Source organism: Mucilaginibacter dorajii (assembly GCF_024808255.1).
GTDB lineage: Bacteria > Bacteroidota > Bacteroidia > Sphingobacteriales > Sphingobacteriaceae > Mucilaginibacter > Mucilaginibacter dorajii.
Genome location: NZ_JANTYS010000034.1, coordinates 33844 through 55390, shown reverse-complemented (window position 1 = coordinate 55390; position 21547 = coordinate 33844). Strand labels below are relative to the sequence as shown.

At 43.4% G+C, this 21547-nt stretch carries 16 protein-coding genes and 1 pseudogene; 9 read left to right on the top strand and 8 right to left on the bottom strand.

Features of this window, described 5'->3' with window-relative positions:
- Positions 1-95, bottom strand: a pseudogene (locus FHS10_RS29350) (glucosamine-6-phosphate deaminase); the annotation flags it as partial.
- A gap of 104 nt (positions 96-199) precedes the next feature.
- On the opposite strand from FHS10_RS29350, the gene FHS10_RS27420 reads away from it, so the two are divergent.
- Complete coding sequence (locus tag FHS10_RS27420) at positions 200-1387, top strand: anhydro-N-acetylmuramic acid kinase (protein ID WP_259097222.1); 1188 nt, start codon at positions 200-202, stop codon at positions 1385-1387.
- Here the strand turns inward: FHS10_RS27420 and FHS10_RS27415 are convergent.
- Complete coding sequence (locus tag FHS10_RS27415; protein ID WP_259097221.1) at positions 1358-1612, bottom strand: ISAon1 family transposase N-terminal region protein; 255 nt, start codon at positions 1610-1612, stop codon at positions 1358-1360. The two genes, FHS10_RS27420 and FHS10_RS27415, sit on opposite strands and share 30 nt — an antisense overlap.
- Before the next feature lie 552 nt (positions 1613-2164).
- Between FHS10_RS27415 and FHS10_RS27410 the strand changes: the two genes are divergently transcribed.
- Positions 2165-4111: a hypothetical protein gene (locus FHS10_RS27410; RefSeq protein WP_259097220.1), complete on the top strand. Its 1947-nt coding sequence runs from the start codon at positions 2165-2167 to the stop codon at positions 4109-4111.
- Positions 4112-4202: 91 nt separating this feature from the next.
- Here the strand turns inward: FHS10_RS27410 and FHS10_RS27405 are convergent, their stop codons facing one another.
- On the bottom strand, positions 4203-5702 hold the full coding sequence (locus FHS10_RS27405) for a hypothetical protein (protein ID WP_259097219.1): 1500 nt from the start codon (positions 5700-5702) through the stop codon (positions 4203-4205).
- Positions 5699-6757: a nucleoid-associated protein gene (locus FHS10_RS27400; RefSeq protein WP_259097218.1), complete on the bottom strand. Its 1059-nt coding sequence runs from the start codon at positions 6755-6757 to the stop codon at positions 5699-5701. Before FHS10_RS27400 ends, FHS10_RS27405 begins: the two co-directional genes overlap by 4 nt.
- A gap of 257 nt (positions 6758-7014) precedes the next feature.
- Between FHS10_RS27400 and FHS10_RS27395 the strand changes: the two genes are divergently transcribed.
- Positions 7015-9231 carry an AAA family ATPase gene (locus tag FHS10_RS27395; RefSeq protein WP_259097217.1) on the top strand — a complete coding sequence of 739 codons (2217 nt, stop codon included), beginning with the start codon at positions 7015-7017 and terminating at the stop codon, positions 9229-9231.
- The gene (locus FHS10_RS27390) at positions 9218-10441 is read left to right on the top strand and encodes a hypothetical protein (protein WP_259097216.1); all 1224 of its coding nucleotides are present in this window, start codon (positions 9218-9220) and stop codon (positions 10439-10441) included. Before FHS10_RS27395 ends, FHS10_RS27390 begins: the two co-directional genes overlap by 14 nt.
- Here the strand turns inward: FHS10_RS27390 and FHS10_RS27385 are convergent.
- From FHS10_RS27385 to FHS10_RS27375, 3 genes are read right to left on the bottom strand one after another with little or no spacing between them, the layout of a single operon-like run.
- Complete coding sequence (locus tag FHS10_RS27385) at positions 10438-11637, bottom strand: GIY-YIG nuclease family protein (RefSeq protein ID WP_259097214.1); 1200 nt, start codon at positions 11635-11637, stop codon at positions 10438-10440. The genes FHS10_RS27390 and FHS10_RS27385 overlap by 4 nt on opposite strands.
- Positions 11630-13627 (bottom strand): DEAD/DEAH box helicase, encoded by a 1998-nt coding sequence (locus FHS10_RS27380; protein WP_259097212.1) that lies wholly within the window; start codon positions 13625-13627, stop codon positions 11630-11632. Before FHS10_RS27380 ends, FHS10_RS27385 begins: the two co-directional genes overlap by 8 nt.
- Complete coding sequence (locus FHS10_RS27375) at positions 13620-16337, bottom strand: class I SAM-dependent DNA methyltransferase (protein WP_259097211.1); 2718 nt, start codon at positions 16335-16337, stop codon at positions 13620-13622. Before FHS10_RS27375 ends, FHS10_RS27380 begins: the two co-directional genes overlap by 8 nt.
- Before the next feature lie 252 nt (positions 16338-16589).
- Between FHS10_RS27375 and FHS10_RS27370 the strand changes: the two genes are divergently transcribed.
- The 4 genes from FHS10_RS27370 to FHS10_RS27355 are packed head-to-tail and all read left to right on the top strand — an operon-like array spanning position 16590 to position 19987.
- A complete protein-coding gene (locus FHS10_RS27370) occupies positions 16590-17291 on the top strand; it encodes a uracil-DNA glycosylase family protein (RefSeq protein WP_259097210.1) in 702 nt (233 codons plus the stop codon).
- Positions 17245-18177, top strand: coding sequence for a hypothetical protein (locus FHS10_RS27365; protein ID WP_259097209.1), 933 nt, complete (start codon positions 17245-17247; stop codon positions 18175-18177). The genes FHS10_RS27370 and FHS10_RS27365 overlap by 47 nt, the downstream gene beginning before the upstream one ends.
- Before the next feature lie 37 nt (positions 18178-18214).
- Positions 18215-19102 carry a DUF488 domain-containing protein gene (locus FHS10_RS27360; RefSeq protein ID WP_259097208.1) on the top strand — a complete coding sequence of 296 codons (888 nt, stop codon included), beginning with the start codon at positions 18215-18217 and terminating at the stop codon, positions 19100-19102.
- 6 nt (positions 19103-19108) lie between these two features.
- Positions 19109-19987 carry a DUF8757 domain-containing protein gene (locus FHS10_RS27355; RefSeq protein WP_259097207.1) on the top strand — a complete coding sequence of 293 codons (879 nt, stop codon included), beginning with the start codon at positions 19109-19111 and terminating at the stop codon, positions 19985-19987.
- A 67-nt stretch (positions 19988-20054) separates the two neighbouring features.
- On the opposite strand, the gene FHS10_RS27350 is transcribed toward FHS10_RS27355, so the two are convergent.
- Positions 20055-20762: a hypothetical protein gene (locus FHS10_RS27350; protein WP_259097206.1), complete on the bottom strand. Its 708-nt coding sequence runs from the start codon at positions 20760-20762 to the stop codon at positions 20055-20057.
- A 289-nt stretch (positions 20763-21051) separates the two neighbouring features.
- On the opposite strand from FHS10_RS27350, the gene FHS10_RS27345 reads away from it, so the two are divergent.
- On the top strand, positions 21052-21318 hold the full coding sequence (locus tag FHS10_RS27345) for a helix-turn-helix domain-containing protein (protein WP_259097205.1): 267 nt from the start codon (positions 21052-21054) through the stop codon (positions 21316-21318).
- Positions 21319-21547 lie beyond the last annotated feature (229 nt).

Below are 21547 nucleotides of genomic sequence, written 5' to 3'. Positions count from 1 at the left end.
CCTGCTACCGCCAGTGATGCTTCCTGCTGGTTGCCATAAACGCTCACCGGCAGCTTCTCGTACCGGGTCTCTTCCAATAAATTTAATCGGGCCATGGGATGGGGTTGAATTTGGTTGAAAACAAATATATCAGATATTTACTTAGCGCATCCATTATTTAAACTTTTGTAAACGGGCAACAAATAAGTAATTTAACCGGATGTTACCTTTAAATCAAAATCTGCAAAAACTTTTTAATGTAACCCAAAAAACAAGCCGGTTGGGCATCGGTCTTATGTCTGGCACCTCCCTCGATGGCCTCGACATTGCACTGTGCCGGTTTACAGGTAACGGAACGAACACCCAATTTGAATTGATACAATTTACAACCATCCCGTATTCTCACAGTTTTAAAAGTGAAGTGCAAAGCGTATTCGCAAAAAAAACTGTCGATTTAGAGAAGCTAACTTTACTCAATGCCTTCATCGGCAACTATCATGGTGAACTAGTGTTAGAGGCGCTTTCGGATTGGCATATTACCCCATCTTCGGTTGATTTTATTGCAAGCCACGGGCAAACCATTTATCATGCTCCTAAAAGGCTGCATAAGCAAATAGGGTATCCAAACGCCACACTTCAGATAGGCGACGGCGATCACCTGGCTGTAAAAACAGGCATATTAACTATCAGTGATTTCAGGCAAAAGCATATAGCAGCCGGTGGCGAAGGTGCACCTTTAGCTTTATATGGCGATGTGCTGTTAGGAAGCAGACCCGGCGAAAACAGGATCCTCCTCAATATTGGTGGTATTGCCAACCTTACTTATTTACCTGCCGATGGTGACACCAGTAAAGTTTTATGTACCGATATTGGGCCAGGCAATACCTTGATCGACGCGGCCTGCAGGCTGCATTTTGGTAAAGATTATGACGAAGATTCAAAAATAGCCAATAGCGGTTCTGTAAATGAGAGCCTGTTAACTGCTTTATTAAACCACGCATTTTTTACAGAACAAGCGCCCAAAACAACCGGTCCCGAACTGTTTAATTTAATGTATGTCGACCAAGCTCAAAAAGCATCCGGAACGGAAAATATCCCGAAGGAAGACCTGGTTAGCACGTTGAGCACTTTTACCGCTGTATCGATCATCAATTTTATAAATACAAACATTGCTGCTGCTGATCTTAAAATATTTGTAAGCGGTGGTGGCGCAAGAAACCCATTTGTAATAGCCGAATTAAAAAATACTTTTGGGCGTATCGCCGATACAAACGAATTGGGCATCGAGCCCGATGCTAAAGAGGCCATTTTATTTGCACTATTGGGCAATGAAGCGCTGTGCGGTGAGCCTATCGGCATTGGCAATAACCCGAAGGTTTTAATGGGGAAGTTTAGTTTTGGAGTCTGATCCTACTTTATGGCCCCGGATAGGGAAATCCTGAATAGCTGTCTCCGGTAAAAAACCTTTAGACTCCAATTGGGATTTATCGTAACCAGATGGGGCAAGGTTCTTCTCCTCCAGGTAAATATTCAACTCTCCATTTTCAGATGTGAGGACATCGGTAAGTTCAAAATATTCTAAAAGGCCTTCTGGTAAGATAAGGCGGACAAGTGTTTCGTATGCTGATGACAAGAGTATTCGGATTGATTGTTTATATCCACAAAACAAATGCTTTTTTATTCTCCCACAACTTTTCTGCTTGATCCTCCCTTAATGACTCAGAAATCTAAAAAGTTGCAAACGCAAAAAAGCCCTACTTTTCAGTAAGGCTTTTGCTCTTTTCTGCGGAATGGACGGGACTCGAACCATGCCCTTATATCTTTGAAAATCAATGATTTTACTTTCTAAAAACCTGGCGCTCACCAGATGCTCACCTATTTTTTGCAACTAATTGAATGCAAATGGGTTACTTCAAAAATAAGAATTATATCATTTATATCAGAATTTTATTCTAGTAAAATATTCTTTTAACTTGTAAAGTTCAGTTCTTAATTTGCTGTTGATACCACTGCAAATAACGTTCAATTTAAAAAACTACGCAATACACTTCAGAAAATTAAGAAGCACCCGCTTCTATAGTACAGAGGAAATAGATACTATCTGGCCAAATCAAAATCACTAGCTTATGATAGCAAAGGTACTCAACACAACAGAATAGCTGGGTCCTATTTCCTAAATTTGAAAGTGAAAAAGTTCTACTTTCTTAATAAAGATAAGCAATGGCAGGGACCTTACTGGTTTCCCCGGATATTGCTATTTGCATTAAACGGAACAATTGAGCCTGCGACTTACGTATGGAATGATAAGCTAGCCACAGATATTGGCAGTCATCCCGAAAACTCCATTTATGCACGCCTGAAAGCAAGTGAATACAGGTCGCTCCCCATGTGGGTATTTGGGTACAATTTAAAAATCCTCATTACTAATGCTACAAAAAGAATGAAAACGACATTTCAGAAAAAGGATGACTGGGAAACTATAGCAGCAAAGCCAATAGAAATATCTTCTATCCTTGAAGAAGCCTCAAAAGTGTATTTAGTTCCTTCTATTACAGCAATACATGATTTTGCTGCACCTGGTGAATATGCGATCAAACTGATTTATATTGATACGGAGCAAACCGTAAAACTATCGGAATATCCTATAGCGTTATCCAGTGATAACGAACCTGGTATCAAGTTTGAGATTACGATGGTAGAGCCGCCAGAGGTTGGCGGAGTTCAACATAAAGAATCTTATGGACTGCACAGAAGCTTGGGGATATTCGGAAAAAACGAGAACATTGCAGTTGTAAAAAACAGTGTATTTGACTTTTCGACCCGCTTTCCATATAAACCGCAGATTTTAAAGGGGCGTTTCCGGCAGGCCAGTTTAGTTTCAGCTAATGATTATAAAAATAGGTACAACAGGCTGGTTTTAAAAATTGCAGACGATAAGATAACGAGCCCACAAAGCATTTTAGACTTTACAGGAATGCAGCTGTACGATCACGAAAAATTTAATGTGCACGGCTCCCTGATGGGCTTGTCATTTAAAACAGGAGGAAGTTACACCGAAGTAATTATCGCGGGAATCCATTATCATTTTTATACGGTAACCGGTGATATTCTGATTATCGACGGCAGGGGCAGGGAGGATTTGGAAGATTTTAAGCTGAAAGCTGAAATTATAAAAATTGCTTTCGCGGTAATCAGCGGTAAGTATTACGGAGGTACTTGTAATTATGTTACTTCTGAAGATACTGATTTCAGGCAAATAGATGGCTTATGGTACGAAATGCAAAAAGAATCGATTCTTTCAGAGAGGCAGTTGATTAACCTTCCTATCTTTAGGAGAGCATTTGAGGGAAAGGATGATGAAAATACTGAAAAGCAAAAGGCTTTCGACGGCCCGGTAGATCCCACCATTTTTTCCGGATTATGCGAAGCTTTGTATAATGATGAAACATTGCTTCATGCCGCAAACCTCGTGATCAGCGCGATGGGCAACAATGATCCTCTGCAACAGGGTGCACTATATTCAGTTGCACTGGAAACGCTGACGGCGACCCTTGGTGAAGCAAAGTCCGCAGAACTAAAACCAATTACGAATAAACCCATATCAAGGGCTTTTGTTGCTGAGCTGAAAGCAGTATTAGCAACCTATGAAGGCCGGATACCGGCAGAGAGCCTGGATATCCTCCGTAAGAATATTGAAGGGATAAATCGTCCTACCAATAGGGATAAACTAGTTAAAACCTTCGAGATTTATGGAATCATGCTGTCTAACGAGGACAAAGAAACCATTGATAAAAGAAATGACTACTTGCACGGGCGTAACCCCCTTGATATGGAGCATATATTTGAGCTCACTCAGATTTCATTGAGGCTCCACACCCTCATTGTAGCATTGCTATTAAAATCAATCGGCTATAGCGGGCATATCGTTAACCTGGATATTCATTTATATCTCACCAATGAAGAAAAGATGGTGGAAATGATAAAAGAAGGTCAGGAAACGGCGGCCGGATTGATCAACCAGATTGAGCAGGCAAAGGAAGAAAGGGACGAAGCGAAATTTAATGCTGCAAAAGCAGAATTAGGCAGGCATATTGAAAACAATAAAATAGGCAACCTGATTAGAATAATTTAGAAGGCTCGTTTAAAGCCAGGTTTGACTTAATGTTTTTGAAAGCAATAATCCTTCAACAGTTGGGTTTGTTGTAACGGAGAGTTAATTCGGGTTACCGGGGTTCGGACTTTGTTTTCACCTGCACGGATACCTTCTTTTCCTTTGCCTGCTCTTTATTGATTAATTTCTCGAAAAAAGAAGGGTATTTGAAACAGCAGAAGGCAATTAAAAGGTACAAAGCCGCGATTATTGGATATAAAGTGTACAAGCTGTTCCGCCTGTTTTTCAATGATGCTTTAAAATGTTTTTCGAAAGTAGCATCTGCAATCAACTCCTTGGAAACCGACTTCCAGTATTTTAGCTCTTTGGAGGTAATAATAATATCTGTCCAGTCGTGAACAGCCTGCATGATGATGGAGAATAGGAAATATGCCCCCAGCGCCCAGAATACATAAGTCAGTAACTGGTGCTTATTCAGCGTCAGATCCTCTGAAAACTTTGTAAATATTGTAAAGCCTACCAGTACCAATGATGCGAGTGCATCCCGTAGAAAATTACCCAGCAGCGTTCTGATCTTCCCTGAATATAAGTCTGATTGTCCCCGCAGGTCTTTTAGCAAGTCCTTTAACTCCTTCACATAAGCATCCTTACGTTCCGTAATGACAAAGATGTAACGTTCTTGTGCCTGCTCAAGCGCCACACCGGCATAGATCTTCAGGTTAAACGCAAGGGAAAGTGTCTCATCAGCATCCAAGGTAAAACGCTCGTTAAACAGCTTTTTCCTGACCGCAGCCTTGTCTTCATATATCCAGCTGACAACTGCTTTAAGATGAACATAATCATCAAGGGTAAAAACATCATTATCCGATATCATTTTATCGAAAATAACACGCCTTCCCCCAGCAAAAATCAGTTTGTCCTGCGAATAAACCTCATCTGCCAAGCCGCAGGCCATCGCCCGAATGGCATGCCGGACAAGCGTAGGCAGCAGTAACGCTTCAGTCGTTTGCTCTAGCAAGAACTTTCCAGGATCGACATAGAAGTGCGCCGCAGTAATAAAATGTATCACCTCTTTAAGGGTGTCGAAATGCGGCAGGCTATTATCTGCAGGGGCAAGCTTAACTACCGATTGCACATCGCAGGGACAAAAGCCGAATAAAGAATTTCCCAATTGCACCTTCAGGCCATCAACGAAAATGATCAAAGGCCCGGAATATATGGGGCTTCGATCATCAAATATGTCTACCCCTTGTAGCCAGGTCTGACAAGCGCTTACCGATAAAAAGAAATTCATTTTCACGGCTTCCCCAGATTGGTGGGAAAAGAAAGTATCTTTTAAGAAGGTGGCTGTCCAGTTGTTGTCGGTAAAATTTCCTCTAGTATACGGTTGTAAATCCTCAACTGACAACCGCTTCTCGCCGCCCTCGATCTCAAATAAAAAAAGTTTAGCAGCCTGCAATTCTTTTAGGTCCGCAGCCGACCCGCCAAGCTCCGTCAGGTCAAGGTCTTTTACCTTGCCGCTGAGCTTAAGAGTCGCCCAGGAGTCCTCTACGACCGTAACTCCCCGGATCTTAGGTAAATACCGGATGAACTTTACAAAAGCTTCCATCATGACTTGTCGGCATTGATGATCTCCCTTGTCTTAATGACGATATGGAACAACCCGTCATGCGGGTTCTTCTCCCTTGGCAAATCAATATTATTATCCGCAGCCTCACCTTCCCACTCTATTTTAACACCTTCCGCCGTTTCCCGGATATTTTTGCGTTCCGCCGTTTTTAAGCTCGTCTTATTAGGGACGAATGATTGCCCCGACATCCCAACCTCATCAAAATATTCCTTCAGTGACTGCCGCAAACGCTCCCGCCTCTCCTCGTTTTCATCCATTACTACCGCATCGATAAAGTCATCGGTTTTATACATCGCCGCACCCATCATATAACCAATAGCCCTCGCTCTATAACTAGACACATCCTGATCTGGATCGAGATCCTCCCGGTTGCTTATTGCCCAGGCACGTACAGATTTAACCGCCTTCGGCGTTAGCGTCGAAGGGACATCCTTTTCCATCACCGTCAGGAAATTGGAGAAATATACCCTCAACGCTTGTTTCGGCGGCGGGTTTCTTTCGCGCGCTAAAACATCCCATGAATAATAGTCGCTCACATCCACCAGCGCAGACTTTTGTACTGCTTTCTTATCTTCAACGAAAGTCTGGGTCAGTTCCTTTAGCAAAGCCTTCGTGCCTTTCAGGCGATACTGATAGACCTTCCGGTTATCTAGCTTTAATAAAAATATCAGGTCCCGTTTACTCTCTACATTAACCAATGCGGCGATAAACACCCCGTTACTGGTTTGTCCGCTATGGTAGGATTTAAAAGAATAGGCCAGCTTTTTAGACATCCGCAGAAAATTGGCTTCCGGATCCGCTATCAACGTTTCACAGTCCTTTACAAATTCTGATTTCTCCCGGTCAACGAAAACATGCTGCACACCTTCTGATACGTCGACAAGCCGCTGCGTAAAAAAACGTATCTGATCCTCTTCCAGCGCCACCTCATCAAGATAGATAGGCTGTAGCTGATCTTCAATAATGATATGAAAAATGAATTTCTTTATTTCGAAGGAACTTTTTTCTTCTTCAGACAGGACGCTCTCTTTTGGCATGGATATAATAATTTAGGTAAAAGCTAATATATAAATATTTAATACAATTATATATTAAGATAGCGTCAGTTAATAATATTGCATTTTAGGGTGAATTCTCACTTTAGTACCACTTTGATGATTTATCCTTGGAAAAAATGACATATCAAAAATCAAGCTCCATCTTTCAAAAGTCAGCTGCTACATAGTCAACAAATTTTGAACGCCGGTATCTAAAGCACGGATTTAGCTTATCTTAGGGCAGACGAAATTTTATCATGACCGACTTTAAACTGATTGCGATCCGGCCGATGTCCGGTTGTACTTCCCATTATACAAAAGTGCTGGAACCCGGCATCGTCTATCCTTTTTACCAGGGTTACCAGTTCTATAATGCGGGGGGACGGGAAGCCTTACCCGATGATGAGATCGCAGCGGTATCGCTGCCTGGAACCTCCGGATTGCACCTGCACGACCTTTCGACCGCAGATAACCATCCTCTGCGGATCAATATTTCTGCGGTAGTAGGCAAGAACGGATCGGGGAAGAGCACTCTAATGGAGCTATTCTTCGCGGCAGTCTACCTGATCTCGGTCAGCGAGGAGATATTAGATGATACCCCTAAAAGTTTAAGGGAACAATTGAAAAACGCGCCGGGCACTATTACCTACCGGCAAGAGCAGTTACAAAAATCAAAAGATGTCCGTGAAAAGATCGGTAATGAATATGAGCATTCGGTTAAGCAAAAAAAAGAGTTTCTAAGTTTTGAAAAGTTGACGGAGAGGATCGCTGCTGCTGATGAATTGATCAGCGTGCAGGAAGACCTGCTGAAAAAAATGGATGGAAAGGAAAAATGGCTGCGGCGGCAGTTGAGGGAAATGCTGGCCATGGCTGCGGAAGTGCAGGTAGAGATCTACTATCAGATAAACCGGGCGGTATTTTGTGTACAGGTAAAAGCGGCCGATGGCGAACCGGCCTGTAACCTGTTTAAATTGCAACGCACAACGGCAGAAGCAGCCGAGGAAGGTCGTACCGAATATGCCCGGACCTGGCTGCCCTTTTCAGCAGCAGTGATCACCAAGCATTTTTTCTACACCGTTGCGGTGAACTATTCGCACTATGCGTTGAATGCCAAACATATGGGCGACTGGATAAATAGTCTGTTCCATAAGAATGACGGCTATAAAACGCCAGTGGTAATCAATCCCATGCGCAATGACGGCAATTTTGATATCAATAAAGAACTGGCGCTGGGCAAACAGCGGCTGCTGGCTAATCTGCTGGTACAGCGCCATATGAATAAGGATTTAAAGGAACGTATCAAATTGACCGACCAACTTAAAGTTTACCGGGTATGGCTGACGGTCGATAAAGACAAAGTAAAGGAACAGCAGGTACTGCTAACGGAAGAAGGGCTTACTGGGCCCAAAAGAGAGAAAGGGCTGCTGCAGGACTTGTTCCATGTTTTCTTCCAAGACAAGGATTTCGCGGATCAGTTGCCGGTTGGTTCGGGTTTGGCCATGCTGGCGCTGAATTATATTCTCGAAAAGATAGAAAGCATCCGTGAAAACTATGACGGGCTGGGACATTTTAATTTAGACAGCGAAGGCCGTTCGGCAGAGAACCGGAGGTTCTTTAAACAGCTCAGGGATGAGCCGAGCCATATTACATTTAAGTTCAAGCAGGCGGTCAATTTTCTCAGACGATTGGCAAACCCGAAATGGCCGAAACTGTTCGAGATCGGGCAGCAGATTTTTGATAGTGGAAAAACGATCGTTTTTAAGCCCAGCCTAGAAGACCTGCTGATCTGGACGGGGGATCCCGGAGGATGGGAAATGATCAATTATTTGCCGCCGCCCATCTTCAAAATCGATTTTGAGCTGATCGGCTTGGATAAGCCCAGCTTTTTCAATGACCTGAGTTCTGGGGAACAGCAAATGATCCATACGGTGCAAACCGTACTGTACCATTTGAACAACCTGCAATCCGTCGGCTATAGTAAATTACCGCGGCTGCCTTATCGCGCCGTTAACCTGGTCTTCGACGAGATCGAGCTTTATTTTCATCCGGCCTACCAGCGTTCTTTTATCAATGAATTATACTTGGCATTGAAGCGATTGTATATCGGCGTGGACAACACGCTGGAAACGATCAATATGATCTTCCTGACCCATTCGCCTTTCATCCTATCGGATATACCACAAGACCACATCACTTTACTAGCAGTCGATAAGGATACCGGGCTTTCGCAGCCATCGGCGCCGGAAAGCCAGACTTTCGCGGCCAATATCAATGAGTTGCTGGCCGGCAGTTTTTTCCTGAATGGTACGCTTATGGGTGAATTCGCAGAAGCCAAAGTCAACGATCTGATCGAATCTATTCGGTTGGGTAATTCCCTAAGCAAACAGGAGGAAAGTATCCTAGACCTGATCGGCGATAGTTATCTGCAAAATAGTTTAAGACATTTCCTAAGGCGCCGCTATGATCAAAATTGAGTTAAAGAATATTCCAAAGTTAAAGCAGGATTATTTTAAGGCGATCGGCGTGCAGGTCATTTTCCGGCTGGAGATTCTGCAGACGGCCCTACTGCACATAACTGGTAAGGGCGTGACTCCCGCCATACCACATTTTAGGGAGGTCGCCACAGTGACCCGTAAGATCATCAACCAAATGCGCACTAGGCAGGTTGGAGCCACCCGGTTCAAGGCAAAGACCTACCGGCGCACCGTCATGTTTTACACGAACCCAAAACGGTTCACACCTTTCGTGAAATTCCAGGACCTGCTGGACCTTGTCGAAAAACTGCTCGATAAAAAGAACGGGGAAATGCTGAAACTGCTTACCTGCAGCGCTTCTCGCTTATATCAAACGAATGATGATCTGGAAACAACACATAATATACTGGGCAAAGCCGAAAAGGAGGTGTTAGCGCTGGCCTTTGATTACCAAGCATACAACAAGATCACCGATGAGATCAAGCTATTCTTCCGCACACGGAACCTGGTGCATTATTGCCCTTACTGCAATATGGAACCAGCGATGTACAGCGGCTCGCCCAGCGGTAAAACGGTACGGGTGCATCAATTGGACCATTTCTTTGATAAAGCATCCTATCCGCTACTATGTTATTCCTTGTTTAATCTGGTGCCCGGCGACTGGACCTGCAATACAATCAACAAAGGGACGACCGCATTTACGGACGAGATTTCCCTAAATCCCTACACTGCTGGATTTGGTAAGGCAATGGTCTTTGAGCCGGATTATGACCGGGCCGGGATGAAAATGGTCGAACTCAAAGTAGTGGTAGACCCAAAAGCGCCGAAGAAAATACGTCGGCAGCTACTAGGCACTAAACTACGTTTTAACGAAGATGACGAGGAAGGCAATATTAATGTGTTCGGGCTGTACAGCAAATATAATTTGCCGCACGTAACGCTTGAAGCTGCACGAGTCCACCGCCGTTTTCTGGATAACCTGAATAATTTGCCATCTCTGCACCAATTCATGAAAAAATTGCCACGCTCACAGGCTTTTGATCATTACCGTTCCTGGTACGAGGAGTATATTCGGGCGCCGTTCGAACCCAAACGTTTTCATGAACAGCGCTACTCAAAAATGTTCCGTGACCTGCATGACTTCGTTTTTGAACATGATAAGCAGCCCCATAACGATCTGATTCGCGAGATCGGGAAGCATTTTTCCTAAATGAGACGCAAAACCTTGCTTTTGGCGTCGTAGCGGTAATTGACAATATTTCCGTTCAGGATGAGGTGGATGGTCTCGTCTATAACCGACAGCGGTACTACGAACCATTCCCGGGGCGTGATTCGCATGCCTGAGGTATCATGCAGGTCTATCTGCAGGCAACAATCCCCGAAAAAGCGGTGTAGCAGGTTTTCCAGCTGGCGCGGATTGATATTAAAACAGCGATAGGTAGCGATGACCTCTACCCCAGCCATTAAATAGGTCGCTTCGCGCTCTGCGTTCCTAATCCTGACCGAAACCTCCTGAGAAGAAAAACCGATCTTAAATAAATTTTCTATATTGGAAATCTGTGCATCGGCAGATTTGGATCGCAGGACGTAGATCCAGCCGCTTTCTAGATCCTCGCCGGAAATAACTGAAGCATTGGCTTGTAGTGCCGCTTCGGCCGCCGAAGCAGTTTGAGTAACCAATTTGCCATTTTTTTGCAGGGATTTACCCAAAGAGCGGAATAGCATATTTGATTTTGTGCCGTTCTCAAATATGGTCAGTGTGCGTCCGTCCAATTGTACCCGGCCACCGGTATTTACCCCGCGCAGTTCCGGTTCAATATCAGCCGTTTCCAAATACAGCAATAAGCCGTCCAGCAGGTAAAAATTCCCTTGCTGTAGATTGTTTTCTAGGCGGTCGAATGGCAAAAGCTTACGCTTACCTGCTTTCAGATCCCGGTGGACCTGCTGGAACATGGTTTCATAGCCGGCAAATTCCTTTTCTGACAAGGGCTTCCTTTGGGCCACAAAATCTGAAGCCGCGCGTTCACTCGGTTTGGGAGTATAATTAAATTCAAAGATGGAAGTATCGCCGTTGTATTCCAATAAGCCGAGATCATCATCGGCCACTACATCATCGAAGTTCCTCGCTTCCGCAGCCAGCTGGCCTAGCAGCTGGTGCCGGTCATAGGGTTTCAATATCCTTTTTTTAGCTTCGTCACCGCGAAATGCGTTAAGTTTGCCCAGCAGCGTATACTCGGACATACTGCCGGTAGCGGGTTCCCGGCCATTCGTATCGATAAAGGTATTAATCTCTTCAAATGCAGAGATCAGCCGATCCTCATCCGTTTTGGCACCGGCCTGCCGGACATTTGGGTTGAGCAGGCCGAATTCATCGTCATCAAAAATATCATCTAAAGTATTAGCCATGCTGAATGCGTTTTCTTTTTTCCTCACGTAAAAATACCAATGCCTGTGCCATTTTCTGTTCTTTCGGGTCAAAAGACTGCAAATTTGGCGGTTCTCCAAATTTATTCACCCATTCCTTGATTCTCGGCCACAGGGAAATAGCTTCCTCTTCGGTCATATCAAATTTAGTTACGGCTATCGTATCCTGGATAGCTTTCAGCACAGCGGTCGTCACCGATTTGGAGAGGATTTCAAATGCTTTTTGAAACGGGTTAATGGCATCTATGAGGTCGATATGAATCTCATCGATATTGACAAAGCTACCGGCCATGCGGATGAATTTTTTATTGCCCTGCTCCTCAATAGTGCTGTTTTTGATTACAGAATCTACGACTACATACTGGCGGATTGCTTCCACATCACTAGCATCCAGATCGGGATAAATTTCCCTGATGATCTTAGGGATCAAGATCGTATTAATGGTTTCGGCAGGAACATTGCCCGGCATGGCACGCAGCATTGTTTCATCCTGCAGTATCCTTGCTTTCAGGTCGTTAAGGTCGGTATCGATAATATCCTTAGCCCGCTGCGATGTGGGTAATTTAAAGCCGCTTATTTTGATCGTATGGGTGTCAGGCAATTCATCTTCGTCATCCTCGGGATATTTTGGCTTAAATTTGAAATTTGGCGCCAACACCTGCTCCATCAGAAGCGAGGCGGTAATAGCCTTCAGCATATTATTGACTGCAAGTCTTACGTCATCATCCACAGCATCAGGCTGCGCGATCAGGTTGGTGAACTGGGCATGCGATTTATTATTACTGTCGCGGGTCGCGCGGCCGATGATCTGAATGATCTCGGTAAGCGAGCCGCGGTAGCCGATCGTCAGTGCGTGTTCACAGAATGGCCAGTCGAAACCTTCCTTAGCCATGCCCAATGCAATGATCATATCGATATCGTCCGGGCTACTGACTCCGCGAAGGTAGGCAACTACCTTATCTCTTTCTTTTTGGTTGTCATTTACCAGATCAGCGATCTTTAGGATGCGGCCTGTCCTTTTGCTGCGTACAAATAAAATACCGGTTTCACTGTCCTGATATTCCATGTCGCCTATACAGTCTATTACATGGCTGACCTCCTCAAGTTTTTGTTTGGAGGATTCGGCCGAGTTAACGCTTGGGATATGAATGATCGTTTTCAGCGATTCATCCAGAATCTCTTCCAGTGCCGATATATCCCGGCCGGGCTGTTTTTTATAATAACGGCCCTGGTAAAAGTGGTAACCTATGCCGAGGGAACGCAAGTGTTCATAGCCATTCAGCTGATCATAATAATTATAGGTTACCTTGGTGAATTTGGCTTCTTCCTCTGCCAGTAATACCGGTACATTATCACCCCGGAAATAAGAACCCGTCATCGCCACGATATGTGCGGTCGAGCGGGCCATAATATTACGGATCACGTCGCCGAGCCGGTTATCACCATCTGCGGATACATGGTGAAACTCATCGATCGCCAGCAAACAATCGTTCAGGTCTTTTTCATCCAATCCCTCAAAGGCAAAACGCAGGGTTGCATGAGTACAGATCAAAATACGGTCATCCCCTTTTAAAAAATTCCGAAAGGCCTGCACCTTGCTTTTATCCCCGCCAGGTGTACACAGATTGTATCGCTGGTTCGGCTCCCAGTCGGCAAAAAATCCGAATTTACTCAGCTCAGTTGGTGCAAAAGAGTTACCGATCGCACGCTCCGGCACGGCGACGATGACCTTGCGAATATTTTGATGGATGAGCTTATCCAGGGCGATAAACATCAATGCCCTTGATTTTCCGGAAGCGGGTGGCGCTTTTAGCAGAAGGTATTGCGCGGTACGTGCTTCGTAAGCCTTAGCCTGCATCTCCCGCATGCCCACCTCGTTGATTTTTTTGCTGGCGCCGGTTTGCGCATAACGCACCTCTACCAAGTTGATGGGTTTAATATACCCTGCAGCTTTATTTTCCTGATTACTCATTTAAAGTGGCTTTAACTTTCTTAATTTTTCTGCTTTTAGCGAACAAGGTATCCTTTTGTATCATCTCCTCATAGAGCCGGAACAAATACTCAAGTCTTTCGGTGTCGCTTTGAAATGGACTCAGGCGGTAAATGCGTTCGACCGCTTCGTCAAGCTGTATATGCGCCTGTTTTAGGCCAGGGGGCATAGTTTCCGGATTATACAACCAGGCCATCGTTTTTTCGGGAAATTTCGCGCGCTCGTCCAGTACCCCAAAAACATACTGGCCCAGGATTTCTTTTTGTTTTCCCGATACTTCCGGGATCGGGAATGTGTTATAACATAACTGTGATGAATACCGGTAATCCGTTTTCAACCTGCCGGCAACAGTCCGTACCCAGGTCATGTGCAGGCGGGAATTGACAATCCCGAATATCCAGGGCTGCGCATTAAAGATGGCGCTGGCCGCGTCGGAAATAACGGAATCGCCGTTTAGGAAACCCATAGGGATATATTCGCGCCGTTCAGATGAAGTTCTCGGGATGATGATGGAATCGGAATTGTCGTGAACGGAGTAATAAAATTCATGCGGCTTATCGGCCAGTTTACGAGTACTTTCCTCTGTGCTTTTGAGGCGAAACTCGGTAACCGCATCCAGCCGGGCGGCAATTTCCGGGATAGCCATAGCCATTTCCAGATCACAGTCGTCCATGTATAGGCAATAGCGATCAAGGCCTCGGATAAACTCCGCTGATCCGACAAACTTCTTAAACAAGGGCCTCGCTTGGGGGTACCGCGCCAGCAGCTTATCCTTTTGCTCCTGCTTAAAAATAAGGTGCCCCCCATCGACGACCTTGCTGCCATAGTTCATTGGCGGCAGGACCGAAAGGGGCTTCATCCGCTTGGAGACGATGGTGTTATTGCCGTTGGTAAGATAAGGCGATATATTATTGATCTGCTGATAAATGGTTTCTGCAAACAGTTTCTTCTTCTCCAGGTTCCGGGCACCGATACCGATAATGGTACAGTAAACACCGGCATTCTTTTTGGCGTTATTTGTCCATTTGAAGGATTTATAGGCGAACTGAATTTCAAGCTTCCTGGCAAAAATATATGGCCACAACAAAATAACCTGCTCACCTTGGCAAACGGAATTTGTTGTCACAAAGGCGAATTTGGCACTGGAGCCTTCTACGAATTGAGCAGCCTTTATGAACCAGCAGGCGATGTAATCCAGGTCTTTATAGGATTTGAATCCGTGGCAAACGAATGCCAGATCAGCTTTCTGCTCTTTACTTTGCAAAAAAGAGCCCAAGTATGGCGGATTGCCTAAAAGATATACTTCTTCCTTTTCACTGGCAGGGCAAGCCTCCGGCCAAGGGTAGCGTGTCGCATTGGCGCATACGATGTGTCCGGCCTCTTTTAAAGGCAAGATCGGTTTTGAGCGCCCATACCCCTCCAGCATGTCTTCAAAGACTTTGTTCATCTGATGCTCTGCCAGCCACAATGATAGTAAAGCCATCTCATGAGCGAAATCTTTGATCTCGATGCCATAGAACTGGGAAAGTTGGATACCCGTAAAATAAAGCAGCTTCACATTTTGCTGTGCGTCCAGGTCTATCAAGCATTTAATGATCTTAATCTCCAGTAGGCGTAGTTCCTTATACGTAATGATTAGGAAATTCCCGCTGCCGCAGGCTGGGTCAAAAAATTTGATGCGCGATATTCTGATTAGCAGTTTTTTGAGATTGTTTGCACTGTTTAAATGCTTTTCAAATTCCGCGTATAAGTCATTCAGGAATAGCGGCTCGATAACCTTTTTAATATTAGGCACTGAAGTATAGTGCATCCCGAGGTCGCTACGCTCCTCAGGGTCAGCCACGGCCTGGATCATAGACCCAAAAATATCGGGATTGATCTCTCCCCATTCCAGATTACCGCAATCCAGCAGAATGGCCCTTGATTTACGGGAAAAATGTGGGCTGTTGATCTCATCGCGGAATAACCCACCGTTCACATATGGAAACTCCTGTAGATGCGTGGCGAACTCTCCCTCTTTCGTATTCAGCCTTCGGAATAGGCCATTCAGGAAATTATGTACGTTGGCGCCATCTTCATCCGTATGATTGGCCAGGGTATTTGTAAAAATGCTTTCCGTTTTGAAGATGCCGGTGTCCTCGGCAAAAAAACAAAAGAGGATTCGTGAAAGAAATAAATTCAGTTGATGGCTGCCCTCGCTCAACAGGTCTGGATTGTCAACGACGAGCATATCATAAAGTTTGGCGAGCTGATATGCCGCTTCGCGGTCTGCTTTATTATCGTTAGACGCTTTGTAGATCTCGGCACCGGTCAGCGGCACGAAGAAGTCTTTGAATTTGGGCAGCTCGCCCAAGGCAAAATCTGCGTTGATTTTCTTTTTCAGGTCGCGGGCAACGATCGTTTCAAAATCGGTGATGAGGATCAGACGAGGCCCGTGTTTCAGGATATTCGGATCTAACGCGGCTTCTTCTATGGCCAGTAACAGCTGAGAGGCTGGCGCTGTTTTAAAGTAGATCTTATTTTTATATAACAACTCACCAGGCTTTTTCGCTAAATTATAGTCGCCTTTCTTTAACCGAGTAACCGAAGTTTTGGAAATGCCGTAGGCCAGCAGAAAATCATAGATGAATTCCTCGCGGTCAAATTGTTCGATTAGTAAGCTTAGTTTCCCTTCTATTTCACCGGAGGTCATTTCAATTGATTAAGTTTCGCGGCATATTCGCGTTGGTTAAGTGTAATAATTAGCTACAAAAGTAATACTCCTGAATTAAGCATACCGGATATTTTGCAAGGAACTACTTTATAAAATTTATGCGATAGTCGGGCAAAGCCAGGTTGATGAAATTAAGATTTATATTTCACATGAGGGTAAGGTTTTACTAAAGCTAAATAATAAATCGCGCAATCAGTTATATCGCTTATTTTTGATGGCAAATCTTATCCTATGGCCATCATTATTCCCCACCGTTTTTTGGATAGGCTAACTTCCACAGAAGGGATGGCCCGGGTAGATGTGATAATCATTGGCACCTTTAATCCCGGCCTGCCCGACCAGACTCAATTGAATGCAGAGGAACAAGTCCAATTCGAGCAGATTATCCAAAGCCGAAAATTTATCAAGTTCAACCTGGTCAGGAATTTTTATGACCGGCCTCAAAACCGCTTCTGGAAAGTCATGGACCATATCCACACCCCGGAATTTTACGACGGAAAAAGTTTAAAAGCGGTAAATCTTCAGGGGCTGAAATTCTACAGTCGGATGCTCGACCGCCAACAAGTCTTCGAGCGTCAACAGCAGTTTTGCCGAGATCGAGGTATCTTGATTACCGATATTGTTCAAACCATACGACCAAATACATTTGACCAGATTTATGACAATTTTCCCGATACCGCTATCGAAAGAGCGAACCCGATCTGGAACGACAATGAAATACTGACAATCATCAATAAGCACAAGCCGCAAAAAGTGATAATCAATTTCAATCCAAATAATACAAGTATCCCAATCATATCTGCAAAGATCAACGAGATTCGGCATTCCTTTCCGCACAATTCCATTATTTCCCTGCCATCCACCTCCGGAGCGGCCACCATGACCTATGAAAGCCTTATTGATCATTGGGGCATTCATTTTAAGTATATTTAGGATTATGAGAGCTGTTAAAATAGAAGTTATGGTGCCGTTTTACTCCGCAAAAATGCTGCAAGACTATGATACGCCAACGGTTGTTGACGTCCAAAACCGATCGTATGGGTATAACGGGCGGAAGGCTACTGAAGCCGAAAACATGATATTGACGGTCAATTGGGATTTACATGCCGATGAAGCGTATACTACTGATCTGCTTGTTGAAAGGGGAATCGCTGTATTAAATTATATCATTTATAATGCGCGGACATTTGATGAAGCTTCAACTAATCTGGTACTTATAGCTCCGCGAACCGTAAGTTCAGCAAAGGTTGTGGTTAAGGACGGGGATGGGTTGATCTTAAATATAGATCAACCGTTACATTATGAGGCGCCACCCGCATTCCAAGAATATTTTTATAGTATTAACGATGAAGGTTGGGCCATTGGATTTTCAGAAATGATGGAAAACGCCAGTAATCAACTATTAGAAATAAACTTATTGGTTGATGCGAACCATGCAATTTATGAAGGTCGGTATAGTGAAGCGGTCATTAACTGTGCAACAGCCGTTGAAGCGCATACATTCCCGATATTGTCACTTTGGTTCAAATCGGGATTTCTAAACCCAAGCGATAAAAATGCAGAAAATCTATTAATAGATTTATCCTCGGCAACCAAATTGGAATTGTTATTTGGTACAATTAAAGCCGAATACCTATCCACTCATAGTAAATTGCTCGAAGCTTTAAAGGGGATTAACCGGTTACGCAACAAAATTATTCATCAGGGCGGTCGAGCTAGCAGGCAGGAAGCTTTTTTAGCGTTAGACTCCGCGGCGAAACTTATTTATATCCTCCATTTTCTTGTAACGCCTGGAGATCTGGATCAGGCTGACACCTAACGGCAAGCATATAAGCTTAAATCACTACCTTTGTACCATGTACTATCGGAGGAAACTTTTATTAGGATTGCTGCAAGCTTTTGATGACGATCTGGAGAAGATTCGTCTTCAAAAATTACTGTTTCTACTGACCCGCTTTCAGAAAACTGAAGGTAGTTATGAGTTTGTTCCTTATAAATATGGTTGCTATTCTTTTCAAAGTGCAGCCGACTTAAACACTTTAGAAAAATATAATATTGTTGGACAGGAAGGCAATCGTATACACAAAACCTCTGACGTCGATTATCTAGCGCAGCTAAAGCCCACAGACCGGCAGGCAATCAAAAGCCTTAAAGTCGTCTATGGCTTAAAAACAAATGAGGAGCTTACTAAGTCTACTTATATTTCCCACCCCTATTATGCGATTAATAGTTTGATAGCAAAGGACATCCTTAGCTCGGAACAATATGAACGAGTAATAGCAGCGCGTCCGAAAAAGCTGAAAACGATGTTATTTACAATTGGCTATGAGGGGATCTCGCTTGAAGCATATCTGAATAAACTTATTGCAAATGACATTCGCCTGCTCTGTGATGTCCGCAACAATCCCATCAGTATGAAATTTGGTTTTTCCAAAAACCAGCTTAAGTCTGCCTGTGAAAGCTTAGGGATCATTTATCGACATTTACCCGAGGTCGGTATACAGTCTGCAGACCGGCAGGAGTTGAATAAACAGGCAGACTACGATCAGCTTTTTAAAGTTTATAAAGAAGTCACTTTGGCGGAAACTATTGATAATCAAAAAACTATTTTATCTTTATTGCAGGAACACCAAAGAATCGCCCTAACCTGCTTTGAAGCAAATATTTGTCAATGCCATCGGAAGCCGCTGGCAGAGGCAATAACACAGTTTGAAGGCTGGGAGTTCGAGCTTCATCACCTTTAGACTTAAATGCACAAAAAGAAAGTTCTCATCACGGTCACTACTTATCCATTGCCCTCCAGGAGCTACGACGAACTGGTTTGTACGGCTGGTATTTGTGAAGATGGCAGCTGGATCAGAATTTATCCGGTTCCTTTCAAATTTCTTTCGGGCCTGCGTAACGACGGTGTTATAGGAACGTATAAATTCACCTGGATTGAATTAAGCCTGCGTCGCAGGACCGAGGATTTTCGGCCTGAAAGCCATTCGCCTTTGAATTACAATTTTTCGGATATGATGGTTCGCGAGAGCATCGATATCAAGGGAGGCACCAAGGCCAAGATGGAAGCCTGGAAATCGCGTATTTCCCTTTGTACAAAAAAGGTATACAAAGACATGAGCTTATTAATTGAGGACAGTAAGGATCCTAAGAATGTCTCACTCGCTACCTTTAAACCTTCCAAATTGTTAAACTTTGAATTAGAAGAAGATGACAGAGAATGGAAACAGGAATGGAAAGACCAATTAAATCAATTGGAACTTTTTATCACCAATGGGGCAAACACAGAACCTCGCAAACTGATTGCCAAACTACCGTATAAATTTTTTTACAAATTTGAAGATATTAATGGCCGCGTTTCCCGCTTAATGATCGAAGACTGGGAGATTGGCCAATTATATTTTAACTGCGTGCGCACGTCAGCGAATGAACAGGAAGCGCTGGCAAAAGTAAAAGAAAAATATTGGGATTATTTTAAGGGCCGCGACTTATATTTTTTTTTAGGAACGACTAAGGAATGGCACACCCGTCGCTCCAAAAATCCATTTGTTATAATCGGTGTATTTTATCCTCCGATAATTCCCGTAGAATCTTATCCTCGAGAAAGCCAACTAAAATTAGAGTTTTAATATTATTATCCATAGCTTAACTCATGATTATTCCAAGGGGGCAGTCCCTTACTTTTTGAAAGGAACTTCAAAAAACCTTTCTACGATATTTTGGCCAGTTATTCACCTGTCCAATCAATGTTGTAGACTTTAACTTCGGATAATGTACTTCCACATATTCCTTAAAAGATTTGATCGTTTCCATATTATCCCATTCCATCGCTGTGAGGCAAACCATTGGCCATTTTTTGGTGGACATCATAAAGCTATATAGTTGGAGGTAGGGTGGTGCCTTTTCAAATGCTTGCTCAACAAGCTCATGATATAAAGTTTTTTTAAGAACTTTTTTAAAATCCATGATCAGATCATAGGTTACAAATTGAAGGGTACCCCATTTTATTAGTTCTGCCATGTGTGGCATTTTCTTGTCATCAAAGAATAGGTACAGGAAAGTGATAAAATCGAATTCAGTCACATCACAAAGGTCCTTACTAAAATAAGCATAGTTTTTTTTAAATGCATCCAAAGAAAATCCGTCCTTCATTTTATCAATAACAAAATGGATCACCTCGTTTTCCTTTTCAATAATTTGCTCAATATCAGGCCCTTTAACGCTACCATCCGGCAACTCCAGTCCATATCTGGATTTAGAGAACAATTCGAAATAATAGCTTTTAAAAAATATCGTTTTCCGTTCAAAAGTTACCTGCACGTATAGTGGATGGGTCGGCTGCCCATGGAAATCCACCTGCTTCAAACGGTCATTCAAATATGTCTTGTAACTAATTTTATTCACTTTTTTTAAAAATATTTTTTGATAGGGTTTAACTGATTTTGATATTCACCGCTTTGGTTAAGCTGCTATAATTAATCAGACTTAACCAAAAACGATCAATCCTAATTAAGTCTTTTACCGATTGATTATGGCAAAATTAATCATTTGTTTTGATATGTTTTATTTTGTCAAAACAATATTTTATATTTGTTTTAAATAAAAACAGCTGCAATTAAATCAATTGCAGATTAAAACGCGCCATTCCCATAGGTCAGCGAATGGTGAACGAACTATTTTTTAACTAAATTAAATGAGACCAAATGAGTTAGTTACAACAGAGGCCCTGGATGCCTTCGAAAAAAGAATCCTGGAAAAAATTGAAACTCTTCTTCAGCCTGAAAAAAGACAAAGCAGGCAATGGGTAAAGAGCAAGGACGTGAGAAAACTATTGGACATCTCACCAGGCACTTTGCAAAATTTACGAATTAATGGCACCCTTAGCTTTACTAAGATTGGCGGCATGATGTATTACAAGCTGGAGGACATTCAAAAAGTTCTGGAAGGGGGTAAACAATGAGGCCACCTGTAAAACTCGACAGATTCAAGGTATACAATGAGCGGGCTATGAAAATGAAGAAAGACCCGCGATTATTTATAAGTCATTCAAGCCTTTACAATGCTTTATTTATCTGCTTGCAGCAGAATGGTGGAATTACTCCTTTTCCAGTCAATCGTAGGGTATTAATGTCTTATAGCAATATTGCATCTACTGCTACCTATCACAAATGTATTAAGAAGTTGGTCGA

Coding starts and splice junctions, on each gene's coding strand:
- FHS10_RS27420 (WP_259097222.1), top strand. CDS start 200: ATGTTACCTTTAAATCAAAATCTGCAAAAACTTTTTAATGTAACCCAA.
- FHS10_RS27405 (WP_259097219.1), bottom strand. CDS start 5,702: ATGATGGAAGCTTTTGTAAAGTTCATCCGGTATTTACCTAAGATCCGG.
- FHS10_RS27400 (WP_259097218.1), bottom strand. CDS start 6,757: ATGCCAAAAGAGAGCGTCCTGTCTGAAGAAGAAAAAAGTTCCTTCGAA.
- FHS10_RS27395 (WP_259097217.1), top strand. CDS start 7,015: ATGACCGACTTTAAACTGATTGCGATCCGGCCGATGTCCGGTTGTACT.
- FHS10_RS27390 (WP_259097216.1), top strand. CDS start 9,218: ATGATCAAAATTGAGTTAAAGAATATTCCAAAGTTAAAGCAGGATTAT.
- FHS10_RS27385 (WP_259097214.1), bottom strand. CDS start 11,637: ATGGCTAATACTTTAGATGATATTTTTGATGACGATGAATTCGGCCTG.
- FHS10_RS27380 (WP_259097212.1), bottom strand. CDS start 13,627: ATGAGTAATCAGGAAAATAAAGCTGCAGGGTATATTAAACCCATCAAC.
- FHS10_RS27375 (WP_259097211.1), bottom strand. CDS start 16,337: ATGACCTCCGGTGAAATAGAAGGGAAACTAAGCTTACTAATCGAACAA.
- FHS10_RS27370 (WP_259097210.1), top strand. CDS start 16,590: ATGGCCATCATTATTCCCCACCGTTTTTTGGATAGGCTAACTTCCACA.
- FHS10_RS27365 (WP_259097209.1), top strand. CDS start 17,245: ATGAAAGCCTTATTGATCATTGGGGCATTCATTTTAAGTATATTTAGG.
- FHS10_RS27360 (WP_259097208.1), top strand. CDS start 18,215: ATGTACTATCGGAGGAAACTTTTATTAGGATTGCTGCAAGCTTTTGAT.
- FHS10_RS27355 (WP_259097207.1), top strand. CDS start 19,109: ATGCACAAAAAGAAAGTTCTCATCACGGTCACTACTTATCCATTGCCC.
- FHS10_RS27345 (WP_259097205.1), top strand. CDS start 21,052: ATGAGACCAAATGAGTTAGTTACAACAGAGGCCCTGGATGCCTTCGAA.